Source organism: Glutamicibacter nicotianae, assembly GCF_002797775.1.
Classification (GTDB): domain Bacteria; phylum Actinomycetota; class Actinomycetes; order Actinomycetales; family Micrococcaceae; genus Glutamicibacter; species Glutamicibacter nicotianae.
Map to the genome: position 1 here is coordinate 1,209,545 of NZ_PGEY01000001.1, position 20,342 is coordinate 1,229,886.

22 protein-coding genes are annotated in these 20,342 nt (G+C 63.8%); 1 reads left to right on the top strand and 21 read right to left on the bottom strand.

Annotated elements, in window-relative coordinates:
• The 17 genes from ATK23_RS05505 to ATK23_RS05585 form a co-directional block, all read right to left on the bottom strand.
• On the bottom strand, positions 1–963 hold the full coding sequence (locus ATK23_RS05505) for an aspartate carbamoyltransferase catalytic subunit (protein WP_066138474.1): 963 nt from the start codon (positions 961–963) through the stop codon (positions 1–3).
• Positions 960–1,529, bottom strand: coding sequence for a bifunctional pyr operon transcriptional regulator/uracil phosphoribosyltransferase PyrR (gene pyrR / locus ATK23_RS05510; protein WP_100339317.1), 570 nt, complete (start codon positions 1,527–1,529; stop codon positions 960–962). Before pyrR ends, ATK23_RS05505 begins: the two co-directional genes overlap by 4 nt.
• 267 nt (positions 1,530–1,796) lie before the next feature.
• The gene (locus tag ATK23_RS05515) at positions 1,797–2,354 is read right to left on the bottom strand and encodes a mycothiol transferase (protein WP_066138476.1); all 558 of its coding nucleotides are present in this window, start codon (positions 2,352–2,354) and stop codon (positions 1,797–1,799) included.
• Positions 2,355–2,464: 110 nt separating this feature from the next.
• The gene (gene nusB, locus ATK23_RS05520) at positions 2,465–2,875 is read right to left on the bottom strand and encodes a transcription antitermination factor NusB (RefSeq protein WP_038991129.1); all 411 of its coding nucleotides are present in this window, start codon (positions 2,873–2,875) and stop codon (positions 2,465–2,467) included.
• Positions 2,875–3,435 carry an elongation factor P gene (gene efp / locus ATK23_RS05525; protein WP_038991131.1) on the bottom strand — a complete coding sequence of 187 codons (561 nt, stop codon included), beginning with the start codon at positions 3,433–3,435 and terminating at the stop codon, positions 2,875–2,877. Before efp ends, nusB begins: the two co-directional genes overlap by 1 nt.
• A 110-nt stretch (positions 3,436–3,545) precedes the next feature.
• The gene (locus tag ATK23_RS05530) at positions 3,546–4,076 is read right to left on the bottom strand and encodes a tetratricopeptide repeat protein (protein WP_038991136.1); all 531 of its coding nucleotides are present in this window, start codon (positions 4,074–4,076) and stop codon (positions 3,546–3,548) included.
• Between the two features lie 4 nt (positions 4,077–4,080).
• Positions 4,081–5,172, bottom strand: coding sequence for a 3-dehydroquinate synthase (gene aroB, locus ATK23_RS05535; RefSeq protein ID WP_066138477.1), 1,092 nt, complete (start codon positions 5,170–5,172; stop codon positions 4,081–4,083).
• 80 nt (positions 5,173–5,252) lie between these two features.
• Positions 5,253–5,741: a shikimate kinase gene (locus tag ATK23_RS05540; protein ID WP_066138479.1), complete on the bottom strand. Its 489-nt coding sequence runs from the start codon at positions 5,739–5,741 to the stop codon at positions 5,253–5,255.
• Between the two features lie 13 nt (positions 5,742–5,754).
• Positions 5,755–6,954, bottom strand: a complete 1,200-nt coding sequence (gene aroC, locus ATK23_RS05545; RefSeq protein ID WP_038991142.1) for a chorismate synthase — start codon at positions 6,952–6,954, stop codon at positions 5,755–5,757.
• Positions 6,955–6,983: 29 nt separating this feature from the next.
• Positions 6,984–7,823 (bottom strand): shikimate dehydrogenase family protein, encoded by an 840-nt coding sequence (locus tag ATK23_RS05550; protein WP_066138481.1) that lies wholly within the window; start codon positions 7,821–7,823, stop codon positions 6,984–6,986.
• Positions 7,824–7,897: 74 nt separating this feature from the next.
• Positions 7,898–9,319 carry an endolytic transglycosylase MltG gene (gene mltG, locus ATK23_RS05555; protein ID WP_066138483.1) on the bottom strand — a complete coding sequence of 474 codons (1,422 nt, stop codon included), beginning with the start codon at positions 9,317–9,319 and terminating at the stop codon, positions 7,898–7,900.
• Positions 9,320–9,364: 45 nt separating this feature from the next.
• Positions 9,365–9,838 carry a Holliday junction resolvase RuvX gene (gene ruvX / locus ATK23_RS05560; RefSeq protein WP_066138484.1) on the bottom strand — a complete coding sequence of 158 codons (474 nt, stop codon included), beginning with the start codon at positions 9,836–9,838 and terminating at the stop codon, positions 9,365–9,367.
• The gene (alaS, locus tag ATK23_RS05565) at positions 9,831–12,521 is read right to left on the bottom strand and encodes an alanine--tRNA ligase (protein ID WP_066138486.1); all 2,691 of its coding nucleotides are present in this window, start codon (positions 12,519–12,521) and stop codon (positions 9,831–9,833) included. Before alaS ends, ruvX begins: the two co-directional genes overlap by 8 nt.
• Before the next feature lie 19 nt (positions 12,522–12,540).
• The gene (locus tag ATK23_RS05570; RefSeq protein ID WP_066138487.1) at positions 12,541–12,750 is read right to left on the bottom strand and encodes a hypothetical protein; all 210 of its coding nucleotides are present in this window, start codon (positions 12,748–12,750) and stop codon (positions 12,541–12,543) included.
• Between the two features lie 80 nt (positions 12,751–12,830).
• Positions 12,831–13,202, bottom strand: a complete 372-nt coding sequence (locus ATK23_RS05575; protein WP_038991152.1) for a DUF948 domain-containing protein — start codon at positions 13,200–13,202, stop codon at positions 12,831–12,833.
• A gap of 125 nt (positions 13,203–13,327) precedes the next feature.
• Positions 13,328–13,951: a 30S ribosomal protein S4 gene (gene rpsD / locus ATK23_RS05580; protein WP_038991153.1), complete on the bottom strand. Its 624-nt coding sequence runs from the start codon at positions 13,949–13,951 to the stop codon at positions 13,328–13,330.
• A gap of 187 nt (positions 13,952–14,138) precedes the next feature.
• Positions 14,139–15,545: a replication-associated recombination protein A gene (locus tag ATK23_RS05585; protein ID WP_083515439.1), complete on the bottom strand. Its 1,407-nt coding sequence runs from the start codon at positions 15,543–15,545 to the stop codon at positions 14,139–14,141.
• 89 nt (positions 15,546–15,634) lie between these two features.
• On the opposite strand from ATK23_RS05585, the gene dtd reads away from it, so the two are divergent.
• Positions 15,635–16,072: a D-aminoacyl-tRNA deacylase gene (gene dtd / locus ATK23_RS05590; protein ID WP_066138488.1), complete on the top strand. Its 438-nt coding sequence runs from the start codon at positions 15,635–15,637 to the stop codon at positions 16,070–16,072.
• 18 nt (positions 16,073–16,090) lie between these two features.
• On the opposite strand, the gene ATK23_RS05595 is transcribed toward dtd, so the two are convergent.
• The 4 genes from ATK23_RS05595 to aspS all read right to left on the bottom strand — a co-directional run bounded on the left by ATK23_RS05595 (position 16,091) and on the right by aspS (position 20,341).
• A complete protein-coding gene (locus ATK23_RS05595; RefSeq protein WP_245858305.1) occupies positions 16,091–16,372 on the bottom strand; it encodes a PadR family transcriptional regulator in 282 nt (93 codons plus the stop codon).
• Between the two features lie 94 nt (positions 16,373–16,466).
• Complete coding sequence (locus ATK23_RS05600) at positions 16,467–17,606, bottom strand: hypothetical protein (protein WP_066138490.1); 1,140 nt, start codon at positions 17,604–17,606, stop codon at positions 16,467–16,469.
• 301 nt (positions 17,607–17,907) lie between these two features.
• The gene (locus ATK23_RS05605; RefSeq protein WP_066138491.1) at positions 17,908–18,423 is read right to left on the bottom strand and encodes a hypothetical protein; all 516 of its coding nucleotides are present in this window, start codon (positions 18,421–18,423) and stop codon (positions 17,908–17,910) included.
• A gap of 115 nt (positions 18,424–18,538) precedes the next feature.
• Positions 18,539–20,341, bottom strand: coding sequence for an aspartate--tRNA ligase (aspS, locus tag ATK23_RS05610; protein WP_066138492.1), 1,803 nt, complete (start codon positions 20,339–20,341; stop codon positions 18,539–18,541).
• Position 20,342 lies beyond the last annotated feature (1 nt).

Sequence of the window (20,342 nt, forward strand, 5' to 3'; positions counted from 1 at the left end):
TCAGATCAGGTCGCCGGAGAGGAGCATGTAGAGGCTGGCCATGCGCACGGCCACGCCATTGGTGACCTGGTCGAGCACGGTGGAGCGCGGCGAGTCCGCGGCGGCCGAGGAGATCTCCAGGCCGCGGTTCATCGGACCAGGGTGCATGATCAGGGTCTCGGCGCCCGAAGCATCCAATTCCGCCAGACGCGCATCGTCCAGTCCCCAGTAGCGCGAGTATTCGCGGGGGTTCGGGAAGTAGGCGGCATTCATCCGCTCGCCCTGCACGCGCAGCATCATCAGCGCGTCGACGCCCTTGGCGATCACCTCGTCCAGGTCGTAGCTGATGGTGCACGGCCAGGATCCGGCGCCGACCGGCAGCAGGGTCGGAGGGGCGACCATCGTGACTTCGGCACCGAGGGTGTTCAGCAGCCACAGGTTGGAGCGGGCGACACGGCTGTGCAGGATGTCCCCGACGATCGCGACTTTCAGCCCGTCCAGGCCGCGGCCTGCCGGGCTGGTGCCCTCGCGCAGCGCCACCTGGCGGCGCAGGGTGAAGGCGTCGAGCAGCGCCTGGGTGGGGTGCTCATGCGTGCCGTCGCCGGCGTTGACGATCGGCAGCCCGATCCAGTCGGTGGCCGCCAGCCGGGCCGGGGCACCGGAATCCGGGTGGCGGATGACCACCGCGTCGGCGCCGATGGCCAGCAGGGTCTGCGCGGTGTCCTTCAGCGACTCGCCCTTGGATACGCTCGATCCCTTGGCCGAGAAGTTGATGACGTCGGCGCTCAGGCGCTTGGCGGCGGCCTCGAAGGAAATCCGGGTGCGGGTGGAGTCCTCGAAGAACAGATTCACCACGGTGCGTCCGCGCAGGGCCGGCAGCTTCTTGATCTGGCGGGTTCCCGATTCACGCATCTCTTCGGCGATATCCAGGAGGGCGATGGCTTCGTCGCGGGTCAGATCCGCGGTGGAGAGCAGGTGCTTCATGCGGCGCCCTCGATCACTACTTCGTTGGTGCCATCGATTTCTGCCAGGTGCACGCGCACCTTTTCGCTCTTCGCGGTCGGCAGGTTCTTGCCCACATGATCAGCGCGGATCGGCAGTTCGCGATGCCCGCGGTCAACCAGCACCGCCAGGCGCACGATGCGCGGGCGTCCCCAGTCGGCCAGGGCGTCCAGGGCGGCGCGGATGGTGCGACCGGAATAGAGCACGTCGTCGACCAGGACGACAACCTTGCCCTCGATGCCGCCTGCTGGAAGGCGCGTCGGCGCCGGGGTGCGGGTGGTGGAGTGGCGCAGATCGTCGCGGTACATGGTGATGTCGAGCTGGCCGACCAGCGATGCCGGGTCGAGATTTCCGTCGGCGGTGGCTGCGATGCGGGTTGCCAGGCGCTGGGCCAGCGGGAATCCGCGGCTGGGAATGCCAAGGAGGACCAGGTCGTCGGTGCCCTTGTTGGCCTCGATGATTTCGTAGGCTACGCGAGTGAGTACACGTTCGATGTCGTCGCCGGTTAATACCGTGCGCGCGGCATCTGGCACTGAATTCTCATCCATGCTGTGCATCTCTCCCTTCTCCGCCTCACGGGACGGGATTTAAAGGAATATTGCTAACTCAAATTATCACGAGCGCGAGGCGATTCCCTAGCGGAAACCTATGCATGACACTGAATAGGGCGTGGGATCGGTCACAAGGATGCAGCTGGCGGTTCTCGCCGAGGGGCAGAATCACGCAGATCCCGTGAACCGACCCTGCCGCAGGCACGGCAGGTGTTGCGATCGACACACGCACTAAGCGGCCAGGACCGTTGGAAGTGTGCTGCGCTATTGGCCCACCCTCCCGTCGAAGCATTCGCGCAGCAGGTCTGCATGCCCGCTGTGCCTGGCGTACTCCTCGAAGCGGTGGACCATCAGGTCGCGGATGATCACCTGCTCGCGTCCTGCGCGCTGGCCGAGGTCCTCGAAGCCAGCCAGCAGGCGGTCGGTGGCATCGTGGTCTTCATGCAGGATGCGCAGCGCCTGGGATGCCTGGGCGGGATCCGGGCGCACCGCCTCGAAATCGGATCCCGCCGGCCAGTAGATCCTGCCTGCAGGCTCGCCCGCGGTGATCCAGTTGCGCCAGTCCCGCTCGACTTCGCCGAGGTGGCGCAGCAGGCCCAGCAGGCTGAGTGTGGAGGGCGGGACCGGGCGCGAGGCCATCTGGGCCGCGTCCAGGCCCTGGCATTTGAGCTCGATGGTGAGCCGGTAGTCGCGCAGGTAGCGTTCGCAGGTGGCCCGCTCCCCTGCCGGGTCGTCCCCTGCTTCCCGCGGATCCCGGTCGGGATCAAGCCACATGTCCGGCACGATCACCGATTTGCTCCAGCGTTCGGGCTTCTGGTTCATGCACCCTATCCTCGCCGTCGCAGGCCCCGCGGGCAATGGCTGCGCAAAAAAGCCCGGGCCGGAACCCCGCAAAAGGGTTCCGGCCCGGGTTCGGAAACGTGAGGATCGAATTAGTCGACCAGGGTGTCCTTGACGCTCTGGATGCGGCCCAAAACGCCATTGACGAACTCCGGCGATTCATCGGTGGACAATTCCCGCACGTTCACCACGGCTTCGGCCACGGCGACAGCGTCGGGAACGTCATCGTTGTACAGCAGCTCCCACACGCCGATGCGCAGTGCGCTACGGTCAACAGCTGGCATGCGCTCGATGGTCCAGTCCTTGACGTAGCTTTCGAGAACTTCGTCAATGCGGGCCAGATGGGCGGTCACGCCTTCGATGATCGCCAGCGAGTACTCGTTGAGTACGATGTCCGAGTTTTCCCGTCGTGCGATGGCTACGGCCAGCGGATCTGCATCGCGGGCCTCGGCTTCGAACAGGAACTCAAGGGCTCGGCGGCGGGCTTTGGCGCGGGCTCTCACTAGTTGACACGACCCAGGTAATCGCCGGTGCGGGTGTCAACCTTCACCTTGGTGTTCTGCTCGACGAACAGCGGCACCTGGATTTCCTTGCCGGTTTCCAGGGTTGCCGGCTTGGTGCCAGCCGAGGAGCGGTCGCCCTGCAGGCCCGGCTCGGTGTAGGTGATTTCCAGAACGACCGATGCCGGCAGTTCCAGGTACAGCGGGCTGCCGTCGTACATGGCGATGGTCAGGTTCTGGTTCTCCAGCAGGAAGCCGGCGGCGTCGCCAACGGTGGCGCCGGGAACGGTGAGCTGGTCGTAGTCTTCCAGGTTCATGAAGACGTAGTCTTCGCCATCCTGGTAGAGGTACTGGTAATCGCGGCGGTCAACGGTGGCCAGTTCGATCTTGGTGCCTGCGTTGTAGGTCTTGTCCAGGACCTTGCCGGAGATGACGTTGCGCATCTTGGTGCGCACGAATGCGCCGCCCTTGCCTGGCTTGACGTGCTGGAAGTCGATGATGGTCCAGAGCTGGCCATCGATCTTGATGACCTGTCCATTCTTGATGTCAGTTGTATCCGCCACGTTTCCTCAATCCTCTATTTTCGCCAGCTGCAGCCGGCATTATCAAAAATCCATGTTCAAGTTTACCCTACGCGCCATGGGGCACAAAGGGTTGGGCGCGGTGGCGCGCATTACTGCGCGGCGCGCTCTTCGGCAATATGCATGCAGGTGCTGGCCGCGTTGACCAGGTATGCGTCGTCGTCCAACTCGATGCGCAGCTCCAGGGCCTTGCGGAATCGGGTGGCCGCCGCCTTGTAGTCGCCCTTCGCGAAGAAGGACAGGCCTGCATGGTAGTGCATCAGCGGCTCGTACGCGGTGCCGGCGAATTCCTCGGCCAGCTTGCGCAGGCGGTTGATCGCGCGATCGAAGTCGCCCTGCATGCGGGTCAGCTCAGTGTCCAGGACGCGCAGATGGGCGTTGGTCGGATCAACGAAACGCGATTCCGCGATCAGCTCGCCGGCCTTGGCCAGCTCGCCCCGGGCGAGCAGCACCATTACCTGGTCGGTGGGCGAACCCACCAGCAGCTGCTGCTCGGCGGCCGCCTCGTCGGCGATGTAGGGCTTCAGCGTCTCGGGATCGATCAGCACGCCTTCAACAGCTGTGCCGACACCTTCGCGGTTTACCGATGCGACGTCAATGGCGTATGCGGTGTAGTCGACCATGTGCTTACTCCCCGATTTCCTGGTAGGCGGCGAAGAGCAGCGAGTTATCGGGCACTTCGTAGATGCGCGGCTTGCCGATTTCTTCCAGCACGACGAAGCGCAGCTGGCTGCCGCGGGCCTTCTTGTCGCGCTTCATGCCGTCGAGCAGCGCCGCCCAGCGGTCGTTGCGGTAGGTGGTCGGCAACCCGAGGGACTTCAGGATCGCGACGTGGCGGTCGGCCACGGCGTCGGAGGTGTAGCCCACCGAGCGGCCCAGTTCGGCGGCGAAGGCCAGGCCGATGGACACGGCTGCGCCATGGCGCATCTGGTAGCGCTCGGCCAGCTCGATGGCGTGGGCCAGGGTGTGGCCGTAGTTCAGGAATTCGCGGTCGCCGGATTCCTTCAAGTCGCGCGAGACCACGTCGATCTTCACGGCGATGGTGCGCTCGACCAGCTCGCGCAGGCGGTCGCTGGCGGGATCGACGGCATCGGCCGGATCCTCTTCGATCAGTTCCAGGATGCGCTCGTCGGCGATGAAGCCGCATTTGACGATTTCCGCCATGCCGGTGACCAGCTCGTTCTTCGGCAAGGTGGCCAGCGCGTCGAGGTCGGCGAGCACAGCGGCCGGCGGGTGGAAGGCGCCGACGAGGTTCTTGCCCTCGGCGGTGTTGATTCCGGTCTTGCCGCCCACGGCAGCGTCGACCATGGCCAGCAGCGAGGTGGGAATATGGATGACCTTCACGCCGCGCAGCCAGGTGGCAGCAACGAATCCTGCCACGTCGGTGACGGCCCCGCCGCCCACGGAAATGACTGCATCGGAGCGGGTGAAGTCGTTCTTGCCCAGCACTTCCCAACAGAAGGAGGCAACCTGGATGTGCTTGCCTTCTTCGGCATCCGGAATTTCCGCGGTCAATGCCTCCAGGCCGAACTTCGCCAGTTCGTCGCGAACCACGTCGCCGGTGGCGCGCAGTGCTCGCGGGTGGATGACCAGGACCTTCTTGACCGCGGGACCAAGCAGGTCGGGCAGTTGGCCCAAGAGGCCGTTGCCGACCATGACGGGGTACGACTCCGCAGGGGTGCTTCCGGTGACCTTCATGGTGGTCGGTGCGATAGGCATCAGTCTAGCTTCCTCCTGATGGTGGTGATTTTTCTAGCGTACGCGTGAGCCCGGCCAGAAGTTGCATCTCGTGAGGCTAATCACAGCCGTTCCAGCTGCGGCAATACCTCGTCGAGAATTTGCGAAACGGACTTTCCATCCACGAGAACATGCACGTCAGCGAGCATTTCATAAATCGGGCGGCGCTTTTCGTAGACGGCGATCCAGCTCTTGAGGGCTTCGTCACCAGCCAGCAGCGGGCGGTGCCCGTCGCCCTTGATGCGCTCGGCGGCAGCCTGTTCGCCGAGTTCCAGGTAGATTACCGTGCCGCGCGAGAGCAGCTGCTGGTTCTCCTCGCGCAGCACCGCGCCTCCGCCGGTGGCGACCACACCGGTGCGCAGCCGGCACAGCGCCTGGACTTCCAGGTCGCGGAAATGCGCTTCGCCATGTTCGGCGAAGATCTGCGCGATGGTTCCGTGGTGGGCGACGATGGCCGCGTCGGAATCCGCGAAGCTGGTAGAAAGGGCCGTGGCCAGTGACTTGCCCACGGTGGACTTGCCACTGGCCATCGGACCAATGAGGTAGATCATTGAAGCGTGCTTCCTAGACGCCGGTCGAACCCAGATTGCCCGGGATGCTGGCCAGGTAGGACTCGATATTGCGCTTGGTCTCGGCCACCGAATCGCCGCCGAACTTCTCCAGCAGGGACTGGGCCAGCACCAGAGCGACCATGGCCTCGGCGACCACGCCGGCAGCCGGCACGGCGCAGACATCCGAGCGCTGATGGTGCGCGGTGGTGTCCTCGCCGGTGGCGGTGTCCACGGTGCGCAGGGCGCGGGGCACGGTGGCGATCGGCTTCATGGCGGCGCGCACGCGCAGCACCTCGCCGATGCTCATGCCGCCCTCGATGCCGCCGGCGCGGTTCGAGTTGCGCTTGATGCTGCCGTCTTCCGCGTGCACGATCTCATCGTGCGCGGCCGAACCGCGGCGCGCGGCGGTGGCAAAGCCGTCGCCGACCTCGACGCCCTTGATGGCCTGGATGCCCATCAGGGCGGCGGCCAGGCGCGCGTCCAGGCGGCGGTCCCAGTGCACGTAGGAGCCGATGCCTGGAGGCAGGTTGTAGGCGAGGACCTCGACGACGCCGCCCAGGGTCTCCCCTGCCTTGTGGGCGTCGTCGACCTCGGCGACCATGGCTACGCTGGTCTCGGGGTGGAAGCAGCGCAGCGGGTCGGCGTCCAGGGCGGCGACATCGGCTGCGGTGGGCAGCGGTGCATCGGCCGGTGCGGCCACGGCGCCAACGGCCGTGGTGTGCGAGACGAGCTGGATGCCCAAATCATTGAGGAAACGCGAGGCCACCGTGCCCAGTGCGACGCGGGCCGCTGTTTCGCGGGCGCTGGCGCGCTCGAGGATCGGGCGGGCGTCCTCGAAGCCGTACTTCTGCATGCCGGTGAAATCGGCGTGGCCCGGACGCGGGCGGGTCAGCGGCGCGTTGCGCGCCAGCGAGGCCAGCTCATCCAGATCAACCGGATCGGCGTTCATCACGCGTTCCCACTTGGGCCATTCGGTGTTGCCGATTTCGATGGCTACCGGGCCGCCCTGTGTCTTGCCATGGCGGACGCCACCGAGGAAGGTGACCTGGTCCTTTTCAAATTTCATGCGCGCGCCGCGGCCATAGCCGAGACGGCGGCGTGCCAGTGCCTCCCGCACTGCTTCGCTATCCACCGATACTCCGGCGGGTAGGCCTTCAAGAATTCCAACGAGTGCCGGGCCATGCGATTCGCCCGCGGTCAACCAACGCAACATGTCATCTATTTTGCCATGACACGAACCGATTACTGGTGTCGGGCCAGACCCAAAGAGTCATACATCGCATTTGTGACGTCCACTCGGCGCGATTCCTGCCAGGCTCCGGCACTGAAGAATCGCACTTGTTCCACGGCTTGGTGCACGAGCATGTGGATACCGGAGATTACGGTGCCTTGCCATGCTTGTGCCAAGGCAGAGGGCCACGGGTCGTAGGCCACATCCAGCAGGATGCCGCTGCCTGCGCCGATCACCGGCACCCAGTCGTCGGCCGCACGCGGCGGCAGCGTGGAGAACACGAGCGGGATATCGTTCAGTGTCGCGGCCACTGCCTGGTCGATTCCCGAAATCTCGTGGACGGTCGTTTCCATTCCCAGCTGGTCGGCCAATCCGGTGGCCCGGGAGGCCCGCGCGGCGCTGCGCACGACAAGCTCCAGCTGGCGCACGCCGACTTCAGCGGCGGCCTCGATGGCTGCCAGCGCGGTGTTGCCCGAGCCCAGGATCATCGCCTGCGCGCACTGGTCGAGCCCGAAATCGGCGAGGGCCTGGACCAGGCCGTCGACGTCGGTGTTTTCCCCGTAGAGGGTGCCGTCGTCGCGGACCACGATGGTGTTCAGCGCGCCGAGGCGCTGCACGCGTGCGGACAGGTCGTCCATCAATGGCACGAATGCGTCCTTCAGCGGCATGGTCACCGAGCAGCCGGCCCAGTTGCCTGCGCGCAGCGCGGCTGCATGCCCGGCAGCCTGGCCCGGTTCCATGTCGATCGCGCTGTAGCTGATCGGCGCGCCGAGCAGCTGGTAGGCGGCGCGGTGCAGCACCGGCGATTTGGAGTGGCTGATGGGGTGGCCGAGGACGGCTGCCTGCTTCATTTTCTTGATGGACTTCCTGCTGGTAATTGCCCGGCCCTGGGGGCGGCAACGCGTCTTTCGTTCGCGGGCTTGCGCTAGCAGACGTCTGGATGCTCGTCGCACCAGGCGTCGAATTCGGCCTTGTACCGCTGGTGCTCTTCGTAGGTCGAGGCGAACTTGGTCTCGCCGGTTTCGATGTTGACGGTCACCCAGTAGTAGTAGCCGTTGTCTTCCGGATTGGCGGCGGCCTCGATCGCGGGATTCGCTGGCGAGCCGATCGGAGTTGGCGTCAGGCCCTTGTGCACGTAGGTGTTGTATTTGTTCGACGCGTCCTGCTTCTCCTGCGCGCTGAACTGCAGCGAGTAGCGGCCCAGCCCGTAGATCACCGCGGAGTCGACCTGCAGCAGCCCGTGCGTCTCGCGGTTGCCCGGATCCAGCCGGTTCTCGATCGCTCCGGCGACCGTGGCGTAGTCCGGGGTGCGCGCTTCCGCCTGCAGGATCGAGGCGATCTTCAGGATGCGGTAGCCCTCGTCGAGGTCGGTAATGCCCGCCTGCTCGAGGGAAACCTTGGTGGCCTTGACCAGCTCGGCCAGCACTTCCTTGGCGCTGGTTTCCAGCGGGAAGCGGTACTCCCCCGGGTGCAGCCAGCCTTCGAGGTTCGTCACCGAGTCGGGCAGGCCGAACTCCTGCGGCTTGCTGGCCAGCGCCTGCAGGTCCTTCTCCTTCAGGCCCGAGCCCTTGGCGATCTCCTTGATCGCGGCATCCATGCGCATATTGGCGTTCAGCGCGAAATAGAAGACCTTGTCCGGACGCTGGTTGATGAGCAGCTCCGCAGCGTCGGCCGCCGGCATCTGCTTCTTGAGCAGGTAGGTGCCGGGGTGGATCAGCTTGTTCTGCGCATCGGAGTTGGCGACGGCGTCGGAGAACAGGCCATCGTCGGAGACGACGTCGAGCTCTTCGAGCTTGCGCGAAATGATGTTCACGCCCCAGCCATCTTCCACGGTGAATTCCACTGTGGCCCCGCCCGGGCCCGGGTAATCGTCGGGGTTGAACTGCTTGAGCACGGACTTGACGAAGAAGACCGAGCCGGAGACCACCAGCGCGAAGATCAGGACGGTGGCCAGCATCACCAGGTTGCGCTTGCGCTTGGTGCGCTTGCGCCGCTGGGCCTTGTGGGCCGCGGCTTGCTCGTCCTGCGGCTCGTCGCCGAAGACAACTGCCGGCTGTACGGCGTGCGTTTCCCCGGTGTAGTCCTCATCCTTGGCGTCTGCAGGATCGTCGGATTCCTGCATTTCGGGGTCAGCGGCCGCTTGGGCGGGGACGAACCTGGTGTGGGTGTCTTCCCCGCCCGAAGCGCCGGGTTCCGCGGTGGCCGCTAGCGATTCGCGGTAGTGCTCGGCGCCGGCCAGTTCCGGTTCAGAGGGTTGTGCGATCGGCACGCCAGTTCCGGCGGCAAAGCGTTCATATAGCGCGCGATGCGTTTCGCGTTGCCGTTCGTGGCGGGCTTCTTCTCGCATCAACTCTCATCTCTCGGGTCGTTGTGGAGCACTAGCGGTGGTGGGCTAGCGCAGCACAATCCGGCTGGCTTGCACGCGGACGTTGTTGCGACGCATTTCCAGCACTTGCTGCAGGATCTCGGTGGCTGCGACCTGGTCGACGACCTTGCGGTGCTCTGCCATCTTCTTGCCCGAGGCGTGCAACGACCGATGCGCGTTGACGGTGCTCAGGCGTTCGTCGACCAGGAAAACCTCAAGCTCGATATTAGCGCTTGCGGCTTCTTCCGCCAAGGCAATCGCGTAGTCACGTGCCATTTTGGTGGATTCGGTCGAGTTGCCGGCCAGCGATTTCGGCTCCCCGACGAAGACCTCGGTGACGCCGCGATCGGCAATGATGCGCAAGAGCATCCGCAGATCCGAATTCTTCTTGGCATCCCGGCGCAGGGTCATCACCGGAGTGGCGAGGATTCCCGAGGGATCGGATGCGGCGACGCCGACGCGGGCCAGGCCCACGTCGACGCCGAGAGCGGCATTAGCCATTGGCCAGTGCCGCCTGGATGGCAGCCAGCGCGTCGTCGATCTTCGACGCGTCCTGGCCGCCGCCCTGGGCCATGTCGTCCTTGCCGCCGCCACCGCCGCCGAGCACGCCGGTTGCGGTGCGGACCAGGGCGCCGGCCTTGAAGCCGTTTGCGCGGGCCTCCTCGTTGGTGACCGCCAGCACCAGCGGACGGCCGTTGGACACGCCGATCAGCACGATGACTGCGGCTTCGGAGCCTAGTTTGCCGCGCAGGTCCAGCGCCATGGTGCGCAGCGCATCGGCGGAGTCGACCTCTCCGGCGTTGTGGGCCAGCAGGCGGGTGCCGCCGATGGTGACTACCTTCTGCAGCAGCGCCGCGGACTGGGCCAGCATTGCCTGGTTCTTGAGTTCGGCAATCTGCTTCTCAGCGGCCTTGAGCTTGGCAACGGTGTCGTTGACGCGCTCGGAGACCTGGCTGGATGGCACGCGGAACAGGCCGGAAAGCTCGGAGACCAGAGCGCGCTCGGCGGCACCGTGGCGGAAGGCTTCCATGCCCACCAGCGCCTCGACTCGGCGGTTGCCTGAACCCACCGAAGCCTCGGAGAGCAGGGTCAGCTGGCCGATGCGGGCGGTGGTGTCCACGTGGGTGCCGCCGCACAGCTCGCGCGACCAGGCGCCGTTCATCTCCACCACGCGCACGTCGTTGGCGTACTTCTCGCCGAACAGGCTCATCGCGCCCAGCTTCTTCGCCTCGGACAGCGCCATCTCGTTGGTGATGACCTGGTGGTTGGCGGCGATGGCAAGGTTGACGACCTCTTCGACCTCGCTGCGCGCGGCAGCGGACAGCGCCTCGGCCCAGGAGAAGTCGAAGCGCAGGTAGCCTGCCTTGTTGAAGGAGCCGGCCTGCGTGGCGGTCGGGCCAAGCAGCTCGCGCAGGGCGGCATGCACCAGGTGGGTAGCCGAGTGCGCCTGCTCGCCGGAGCGGCGGCGCACGGCGTCGACCTGGGTGCGCACCAGTGCCTCGGCAGGCAGTTCGCCTTCGCGCACGATGACCTTGTGGACGCTCAGGCCCTTGACCGGGGCCTGCACGTCGGTGACTTCCAGCACGAATCCGTCGCCGGTGATCAGGCCGCTGTCGCCTGCCTGGCCGCCGGATTCGGCGTAGAACGGGGTTTCGTTGAGCACCAGGTCGATTTCCTGGCCCTGCTCGGCGAACGGCACGACCTGGCCATCGCGGATGATGCCGCGGATGGAGGATTCGCCTTCGAGGGTGTCGTAGCCGGTGAAGTGCACGTTGCCGGCCTCGGCCAGCTTGTTGTACACCGACAGGTCGGCGTGGCCGGCCTTCTTGGCCTTGGCGTCCTTCTGGGCGCGGGTGCGCTGCTCGTTCATCAGTTCGCGGAAGCGCGACTCGTCGACGGACAGGCCAGCCTCGGCGGCGATCTCCAGGGTCAGGTCGATGGGGAAGCCGTAGGTGTCGTGCAGGGTGAAGGCGTCGTCGCCGGAGAGGTTCTTGCCTTCCTCCTTGGCGTGGTTCAGCGCCTCGTCCAGGCGGGTGGTGCCCGAAGCGATGGTGCGTCGGAAGGCGCGTTCCTCGGCGTAGGCGATGCGGGCGATGCGCTCGAAATCGGCCTCGACCTCCGGGTAGACGCCCTTCATGGCGTCGCGCGAGACCGGAAGCAGCTCAGGGAGCACCTCGGTGTCCACGCCCATCAGGCGCATGGCGCGCACGGCGCGGCGGATCAGCCGGCGCAGCACGTAGCCGCGGCCTTCGTTGCCCGGGGTGACCTGGTCGGAGATCAGCATCAGCGAGGAGCGGATGTGGTCGGCGATCATGCGCAGGCGCACGTCGGTGGCGTGGTTCGGGTCGGCAGGATCCTCGGTGGAGGTGTAGGTGACGCCGGCCAGTTCGGCTGCCTTGTCGAGGACCGGACGGACCTGGTCAGTCTCGTACATGTTCTCGACGCCCTGCAGAATCATCGCCAGGCGCTCCAGGCCCAGGCCGGTATCGATGTTGCGCTTGGGCAGTTCGCCGGCAACGTCGAAGTCGGTCTTGGAGCGTACTGCCGAGAGGCGGTACTGCATGAACACCAGGTTCCAGATTTCCACGTAGCGGGTCTCGTCGACGGCGGGGCCGCCTTCGACGCCGTAGGCCGGGCCGCGGTCGTAGTAGATCTCCGAGCATGGTCCGCCGGGGCCGGGCTGGCCGGTGTTCCAGTAATTGTCTTCCTTGCCGGTGCCGACAACGCGCTCGGTAGGCATGCCGATCTCTTCTTCCCAGATGCGGCGGGCCTCGAGGTCCTTCTCGTCGCCGTCTTCGTAGACGGTGACCCACAGGCGGTCCTTGTCCAGGCCGTAGCCGCCGTCCTCGACGGAACTGGTCAGCAGCTCCCAGGCGAAGTGGATGGCTTCCTTCTTGAAGTAGTCGCCGAAGGAGAAGTTGCCGCACATCTGGAAGAAGGTGCCATGACGGGCGGTCTTGCCGACCTCTTCGATGTCACCGGTGCGGATGCACTTCTGCACCGAGGTGGCACGGGAATATGGAGGCTCTTCGCGCGCGGTGAGGTAAGGGATGAACGGAACCATGCCGGCCACCGTGAACAACAGCGAAGGGTCGGCCGAGACCAGCGAGGCGCTCGGCACCGCGGCATGGCCCTTCGAGACGAAAAAGTCGACCCAACGACGGGCAATTTCCTGCGTTTTCATCGTGTTACGGATGATCCCTTCACTTAGCGGCGTCCACGCTCAAGGCGGAACGCAATTCTTCTTCGCGGGAGCTCATTCCCTGGCGGAAGGCTTCCCAATATTCCGAGGCGCGGTCGGCGTACTTGCCGACCTGGCGGTTCAGCGCCGCCCCGGACGAAACTTCAGCGTATTTCTTGGACGCGAGCACGCCAACGCCCACTCCAATCGAAACCCACAAGAGCTTTTTCATTCTAGTCTCCTTGGCGGCCACCAGATGGCCGTATCCTATTCAGCACGCCGATACGTGTTCGATCAAACAGCGTTGCCTGCTTAGCGGCTGCGGCGTGCCTTGCCGCTTGGCTTGGTGTTCATGGCAGCCTTAACGCCTTCGGTGAATGCTGCAACCTTGATCAGCGGCTTGCCAACGGTGGCTGCTATCAGCGAGGACAGCGCGGAAACGTTGGCGGTGGTGTCAGAAACGTTGCTGGTGATGACGTCGACCTTCTTGAGCTGGTCATTGGTGGTCGCAACGGTGGTCGCGACTTCGCCGATCAACGGAGTGGTTCCGTCAGCCAGGTCCTTGATCGATTTGCGCAGCTCGTCGAACACCTTGCCCAACTTGATGATCGGCACTGCCAGCAGCACAACTAGTACGACAAACGCGCCGGCGGCGATGAGCCCTGCAATATCCGAACCCGACATGTGCTTCCTCTTCTGCTTTGGGTTTTTGGTGCCAGTCCACCTTATCGAAGTCAGAGCCGAGATAGGTAGTTAAGCGACAAGCCCGCAACCGTTTCCGGCTGCGGGCTTGGAACTAGCGCACGGATTTAGCGTGCGTAGTACTCGACCACGAGGTTCTCTTCGCAGGTCACTGGGATTTCGGCGCGCTCTGGGGTGCGCACGAAGGTCGCCTGGAGGGCTTCCAGCTTCACGTCCAGGTAAGCAGGAACAGCTGGCAGCACCTTTGCGTGCTCGCCGGCTGCAGCCATCTGGAATGGAACCATCTTCTCGCTCTTCTCGTGCACGTGGATCAGCTGACCCGGCTGCACCTTGAAGGACGGACGATCTACACGCTGGCCGTTGACCAGGATGTGGCGGTGTACAACCATCTGGCGAGCCTGCTGGATGGTGCGGGCGAAGCCTGCACGCAGAACCAGGGCATCCAGACGGGACTCGAGCAGAGCCAGCAGGTTGCCGCCGGTCTCGCCGCCGAGGCGCTTAGCTTCCTTGAAGGCGCTCAGCATCTGAGCTTCGCGGATGCCGTACTGGGCACGCAGACGCTGCTTTTCGCGCAGACGTACTGCGTAGTCGCTGTCCTGCTTCTTACGGGCGCGGCCGTGCTGGCCTGGACCGTATGGACGGCGCTCCATGTACTTTTCAGCTTTTGGAGTCAATGCAAGGCCGAGCGCACGCGAGAGGCGTACGGTACGGCGGGCACGGGCGTTAGCCATGGTGTGTCCCTTTCGATTAGCGACGGTATCTACTGGCCTCCAGGAGGGAGAGTGTGTGGGCGTCGCGTCCCTGCTTCACTTCAACCTCGCTGTGCAGCCGATCACTCGAATGCACAGGCGAGGCTTGCCAGCCAAAGATCAAGTTTACACGAAAACGCCGTTGCTTTCGCTGAGTCCTAGCGCACACTTAGCGCTTGCCCTTGGAGCGCAGCGGATCCTTGCCGCGGATTATCTCGCGCAAGCGGGCCAGGCGGGACCCAAGGGTCTTTTCGGCGCCGTTATTGGTGGGCGTGTAATAGTTGGTGCCCACCAGGTCATCGGGCAGGTACTGCTGGGTAGCGATGGAATGCAGCGCATCGTGCGAGTAGATGTAGCCCACCCCGTGGCCCAGCGATTTGGCACCTGGATAATGCGCGTCGCGCAGGTGGTCGGGTACCAGCGAGCCCTTGCCTTCGGACACATCGGCCAGGGCGGCGTTGATCGCGTTGTAGGAGGCGTTGGACTTCGGAGCGGTGGCCAGATGCACTGTCGCCTGGCCAAGCATGATCCGCGCTTCGGGCATGCCGGTGAGCTGAACCGACTGGGCGGCGGCGACCGCGAGCGGGAGCGCGGTGGGATCGGCCATGCCGATGTCTTCCGAGGCCGAGATCATCAGCCGGCGGGCGATGAAGCGGGGGTCCTCCCCTGCGGAGAGCATGCGGGCCAGATAGTGCAGGGCAGCGTCCACATCCGAGCCGCGGATGGACTTGATGAACGCGGAGATGATGTCGTAATGCTGGTCGCCATCCTTGTCGTAGCGCTGTACCGCCTGGTCCATGGCCAGCTGCACATGGCCTGCGGTGATGTGCACCGGCGGTGCGACATCCTTCCCGGCGGCGTTCCAGGCGACCGCGCCGGCGGCCTCCAGCACGGTGAGCGAGCGGCGCGCATCGCCCTGGGCCAGGCGGACAATCGCCTCGCGCTGCTCGTCGTCCAGGATCACTTGTCCATCGAAGCCGCGCTCGTCGGCTACAGCACGCTCGAGCAAGGTGGACAGGTCGCCGTCGGTCAGCGGGCGCAAGGTCAGCAGCAAGGAGCGCGAGAGCAACGGAGAAATCACCGAGAAGGAAGGGTTTTCGGTCGTCGCGGCTACTAGGACGACAACACGGTTCTCCACGCCGGGCAGCAGGGCATCCTGCTGGGCCTTGTTGAAGCGGTGGATCTCATCGAGGAACAAGACGGTGGTGATCCCGCGCAGATCTCGGTCGTCCTTCGCCTGTTCGATGACCCGGCGCACGTCCTTGACGCCTGCGGTGATCGCGGAGAGCTCGACGAACTTGCGGTCGGTGGCGCGGGCGATCACGTGGGCGATGGTGGTTTTGCCGATCCCCGGAGGGCCGTAGAGGATCACGCTGGCCGGGCCTGCCAGGCCGGTTTCCGGATGCTCGGCGAGCTGGCGCAGCGGAGAGCCGGGACCCAAGAGGTGCTGCTGGCCAACCAGCTCGTCCAGGGATCGAGGGCGCATGCGAACCGCCAGCGGCGGACGCGGCCGGTTGACTTGGGAGGTGCTCCCATCGTGCTGATCATCGGACAAGGAATCGAACAAATCGCTCACCCCCTAAGCCTACCGATACTCTGGTAGTCGCGCGGCGCAAGCCAACACGTCGTCGCACTCACACACCGCCTCTTGAAAGGACTTGCTCCATGCGCGCCGTCGTCCAGGTCGCCAGCACCGCCCACGTCGAAATCGAAGGGGAGATCGTAGGCCGTCTCGCTTCCCCCGGGCTGGTGATCCTGCTGGGGGTCACCCATGACGATGATGAAGCAACGGCGCGCAAGGTTGCGGAGAAGATCTGGCGGCTGCGGATCTTGAAGGACGAATCCAGTGCAGAGTCCTCTGCCGCTCCGCTGCTGGTGATCAGCCAGTTCACGCTCTACGGCTCGGTGCGCAAGGGCCGGCGCCCGTCCTGGTCCAATGCCGCGCCGGGCCCGGTGAGCGAACCGCTCTACGAGTACTTCGTGTCCTACCTGCGGGAGCTGGGGGCCCACGTGGAGACCGGGAAGTTCGGGGCGATGATGAATGTGTCGCTGGTGAATTCCGGGCCTTTCACGGTGATCGTGGATTCGGCCGATCTGGCCTAATTGCATCGCCCGTAGGTTTCAGCCGCCCACAGCCAGTTGCGCGAATTGGCTGAATAGCCGTTTCTGCTCGTCAAGTTCTGCCTTCCCCGAACTGGTCAGTTCGTAGACCTTGCGCCCGGGACCGCTCTGGCCTTCTTCCCACATGGTACTTACCCATCCTGATGCCTCGAGCTTGCCCAGGGCGGGATACAGAGTCGCACCCTTGAGCGGGTCGAGTCCCCTGCCCTCAAGTGCCTTGGAAATGGCATAGCCGTGAGCAGGGCCAGCTGCGAGCTGGTCAAGCAGGAGCATGGGCAGCATGGCACGTTGCCAACTAGCCGGAAATCGTGAACCTGTGCCCATCCTCAACCCTTCTTTGCAGCGTGCGGAGAACTAGCAAGACCTTTTGCATGCACTAGATATTGTCCCGTCGTTCCGCAACTGCTTCAGCGGATTGCTGCAGCGCCAGATGCTTTTCGCGGACGTGCGCATCGCGCTTCGACGGCAGCAATCTGGTCAGATAGAAGGCGATTAGCAGGAGGCACAAAATGCCTAGGCTGGCATCCCACCAAGCGAATCCTTCGGTCAGTAGCAGCTCGATGCGTCCGATCAGATAGAAAGCGAATAACGCCAAGAAGGCACAGTTCTTCAAATACCAACGCCTGCGTATTGCCGCAGTGTTGCTCGGGGCTACCATGATGGAAAATTCATTGGGGGTGCCTAAATCCACGAGGACGTCAACTGGTCGACCTGCCTCTTTGGCAACCAGCCAATCTTGCTTGGCATCGGCCAGCGCACTGCCTACCTCGCATTTGCTGAACCCGTACCGGCCACGCAGAATTCTCTGCGCCTGCGCGAACCACGCCTCTGGATCGCGGTACTCGCTGGCGATTTCTGTATCAGATGCTGTCACCTTTCCAGTTTCGGGAAGGAAGAACACGCCGGCTGCAAGGAGAAGGCCCAGTGCCGGGACCACAAAATTCCACATGGGGATCACGTCATGGTCCCCCGCCACCATGAGAATCGGAGCTACGACTAGCGCTGTGGCAGGAATGCCGATCACTAATAAGCGCCATGCGCTCCTGAAACGCGCGGCCATTCTCAGGTAGGCGAAGCCTGTGCCAATCAGTGCGATGGAACCACCAGCGATGAAAGCGGCTAGCTGCCAGTACAACCAACTTTGATGAAGCCATCCATCCCTGATTGCAATCCAGGTCCCGAATCCGATCGCCATGGCGCCCATGAGAAAACCGAATCCCTGATTCAAGGTGCGGAAGCTGTCTACCGGCAGATCATCAAGGGCAAGTTGCTCCGGACTCTTGATTTCGCGGGCGCGCTCTTTGCCAAAGAGCCAACCGTTTCCGAGCAGTTCTTCGGCGCCGTGTCCACTGGATTGAATGGATTCGAGCTGCGCAGATAATTCCTGCGTGCACTGCTCTTCGCTGGCATCGGCAAGTATGAGAGCCGCATGGAATTGCTCTGCCCATTCCCGATCTTCGGGTGCATAGGCATCAATGATCAGTGCGGATGCACTCGTTTCCTGGTGTGCGCTCATCAGACGTTTCCTCGCGTTGCGTTACTAGGTCAGTTTTCAACCTAGTTTAGTTTTTGACTCAATGCAACAAAGTGCCGGGCTCCGGCGTGGAATCGTGGATGCGCAGCTGGATGGTACCGCTTAGCGAACTCTAAAGGTGGTTCAAGCTAGTTGTTGCATACTGGCAGGGCACGAACACGCCGGAAGCCCGGCATGTCCATCCTATGCGCCGCACCTGAAATTTGCTGGAGGCAGGCCTAATCCCAGATGTCGTTCGATAGGTGGAGCAACAAAAATTCCACTCAACTTCGGCAGCTTCTTACTACCTCTTGCGCAATCGTGGTCGAAGTCCCCTACTGTCAATGAATCGAGCTAGCGGCAAAAGCGGTTTCGAAAGTTCTACTTTTAGGTTGTTCAACACTTTCTCGTATTGTTGACGATCAAACACGAGGTCCGGAATTGCAGAAAGCTGGTCCTCTTCGTCCAGGAGCTCTTGTTCTCTCTCCCCGTCTTCAGCTTCGGAGTCAAACGAAAATTTGGACCAGACTACTAGCGAATCGGAAAACGTTATATTAGCGCTGATACCGCCACATCCTTCGTCGAAGCACTCAGAGCAAAAATATAGCCAAATTCTTGTTGGATAGTAGGGCCCCGGCTGCAGCCCGAGGAGTCTGGCGAACTGTTCGCCTAGCCCAGCGCCAGACAAGCTTCGACGCAGCAACGAAATGTAAGGCGGCCGCTCCCCACAAGCATCGGCGACCATATCTCCTAGGAAAACACCGTCGAGGAGGAAATCGAAACCACCGGAGGTGTCAGGAAAGACATCAAAATCTCTCATGTGGCCAATATAAGCATCACTGCGATATACCGCGAGACCCTAGAGCAAACGAAGAGGGCCAGGAAAACTCTTTGATGGAGTGTTCCCAGCCCTCTAGAAAAGATTTCAGCAGGTGCTACTTGGCATCTGCTTCAGCCTTATCGCCCTCTTCAGCCTTCTTCTTCTCCGGCTTGAAGTCGATGCCGGCTTCCTTGCGCTGCTGCGGGGTAATTGGCGCAGGAGCCTGGGTCAGCGGATCGAAGCCGCCACCGGTCTTCGGGAACGCGATGACGTCGCGGATGGACTCCGAGTTGGTCAGCAGCTGCAGCACGCGGTCCCAGCCCAGGGCAATGCCGCCATGCGGTGGGGCGCCGTACTTGAAGCCCTCGAGCAGGAAGCCGAACTGGGTGTCGGCCTGCTCCTGGGTCACGCCCATGACCTTGAAGACACGCTCCTGCACGTCGCGCTGATGAATACGTATCGAGCCGCCGCCGATTTCATTGCCGTTGCAGACAATGTCGTAGGCATAGGACAGGGCCGAGCCAGGATCGGTGTCAAAGGTATCCATGAACTCAGGCTTCGGGCTGGTGAACGCGTGGTGCACAGCGGTCCAGGCACCGGCACCCACTGCCACGTCGCCGGAAGCGACAGCGTCGGAAGCGGCTTCGAACATCGGTGCATCAACGATCCAGACGAAGGCCCAGTCGCCGTCCTTGATCAGGCCGGTGCGGTGGCCGATCTCGACACGGACCGAGCCAAGCAGCGCGCGGGATTCGTTCTTCTTGCCGGCGGAGAAGAAGATGCAGTCGCCAGCAGAGGCGCCGGTGGCCGCGGCCAGGCCGGCCTTCTCCTCGTCGGACAGGTTCTTGGCCACTGGGCCTGCCAGCTCGCCATCTTCCTTGATCAGCACGTAGGCCAGGCCCTTGGCACCGCGCTGCTTGGCGAATTCCTGCCAGGCGTCCAGGGTGCGGCGTGGCTGGGATGCGCCGCCAGGCATGACTACGGCGCCGACGTACTCGGACTGGAACACCTTGAAGGAGGTGTTCGCGAAGTACTCGGTCATCTCCGTCAGTTCCAGGCCGAAGCGCAGGTCCGGCTTGTCCGAACCGTACTTGGCCATCGCCTCGGAGTAGGCCATGCGGCGGATCGGGGTCGGCACCTGGACGTCGATCAGGCTCCACAGTTCGGTAACCAGCTTCTCGCCGAGCGCGATGATGTCGTCTTCCTCGACGAACGATGCCTCGATGTCCAGCTGGGTGAACTCCGGCTGGCGGTCCGCGCGGAAGTCCTCGTCGCGGTAGCAGCGGGCGATCTGGTAGTACTTCTCGAAGCCGCCAACCTGCAGCAGCTGCTTGAACAGCTGCGGGGACTGCGGCAGCGCGTACCAGGAGCCCGGGGTCAGGCGTGCAGGCACGACGAAGTCGCGGGCGCCTTCCGGGGTGGAGCGGGTCAGCGTCGGGGTCTCGATTTCGATGAAGCCCTCATCGTGCAGGAGGTTGCGGGCGACGCGATTGGCTTCGGAGCGCAGGCGGATGTTGCGTGCCGGGGTCGGGCGGCGCAGATCAAGGTAGCGGTGGCGCAGGCGCGCCTCTTCGCCGACCTCGACGTGCTCATCAACCTGGAAAGGCAGCGGAGCGGCGGTGTTCAGCACGGTCACGGTGTCCGCGATGACCTCGATCTCGCCGGTTGGCAGGTTCGGGTTCTCGTTGCCTTCCGGGCGGCGCTCGACGTTGCCGGTGATCTGCAGGACGAACTCATTGCGCAGCGGGTGGAAGTCCTCTTCATCGCGCACGACGACCTGGGCCACGCCCGAGGCGTCGCGCAAATCCAGGAAGGCGACTCCGCCGTGGTCACGGCGGCGTGCGACCCAGCCGGTGAGGGTGACTTGCTGTCCAATGTGCTCGGCGTTCAAGACGCCCAGCTGATGAGTGCGTAGCACT

Coding starts and splice junctions, on each gene's coding strand:
- ATK23_RS05530 (WP_038991136.1), bottom strand. CDS start 4,076: ATGGTCGACTACACCGCATACGCCATTGACGTCGCATCGGTAAACCGC.
- aroB (WP_066138477.1), bottom strand. CDS start 5,172: ATGCCTATCGCACCGACCACCATGAAGGTCACCGGAAGCACCCCTGCG.
- rpsD (WP_038991153.1), bottom strand. CDS start 13,951: ATGGCTAACGCCCGTGCCCGCCGTACCGTACGCCTCTCGCGTGCGCTC.
- pyrR (WP_100339317.1), bottom strand. CDS start 1,529: ATGGATGAGAATTCAGTGCCAGATGCCGCGCGCACGGTATTAACCGGC.
- alaS (WP_066138486.1), bottom strand. CDS start 12,521: ATGAAAACGCAGGAAATTGCCCGTCGTTGGGTCGACTTTTTCGTCTCG.
- ATK23_RS05600 (WP_066138490.1), bottom strand. CDS start 17,606: ATGAGCGCACACCAGGAAACGAGTGCATCCGCACTGATCATTGATGCC.
- ruvX (WP_066138484.1), bottom strand. CDS start 9,838: ATGGCTAATGCCGCTCTCGGCGTCGACGTGGGCCTGGCCCGCGTCGGC.
- ATK23_RS05550 (WP_066138481.1), bottom strand. CDS start 7,823: ATGAAGCAGGCAGCCGTCCTCGGCCACCCCATCAGCCACTCCAAATCG.
- ATK23_RS05570 (WP_066138487.1), bottom strand. CDS start 12,750: ATGAAAAAGCTCTTGTGGGTTTCGATTGGAGTGGGCGTTGGCGTGCTC.
- ATK23_RS05515 (WP_066138476.1), bottom strand. CDS start 2,354: ATGAACCAGAAGCCCGAACGCTGGAGCAAATCGGTGATCGTGCCGGAC.
- mltG (WP_066138483.1), bottom strand. CDS start 9,319: ATGCGAGAAGAAGCCCGCCACGAACGGCAACGCGAAACGCATCGCGCG.
- ATK23_RS05575 (WP_038991152.1), bottom strand. CDS start 13,202: ATGTCGGGTTCGGATATTGCAGGGCTCATCGCCGCCGGCGCGTTTGTC.
- aroC (WP_038991142.1), bottom strand. CDS start 6,954: ATGTTGCGTTGGTTGACCGCGGGCGAATCGCATGGCCCGGCACTCGTT.
- ATK23_RS05605 (WP_066138491.1), bottom strand. CDS start 18,423: ATGAGAGATTTTGATGTCTTTCCTGACACCTCCGGTGGTTTCGATTTC.
- ATK23_RS05595 (WP_245858305.1), bottom strand. CDS start 16,372: ATGCTGCCCATGCTCCTGCTTGACCAGCTCGCAGCTGGCCCTGCTCAC.
- dtd (WP_066138488.1), top strand. CDS start 15,635: ATGCGCGCCGTCGTCCAGGTCGCCAGCACCGCCCACGTCGAAATCGAA.
- ATK23_RS05505 (WP_066138474.1), bottom strand. CDS start 963: ATGAAGCACCTGCTCTCCACCGCGGATCTGACCCGCGACGAAGCCATC.
- ATK23_RS05540 (WP_066138479.1), bottom strand. CDS start 5,741: ATGATCTACCTCATTGGTCCGATGGCCAGTGGCAAGTCCACCGTGGGC.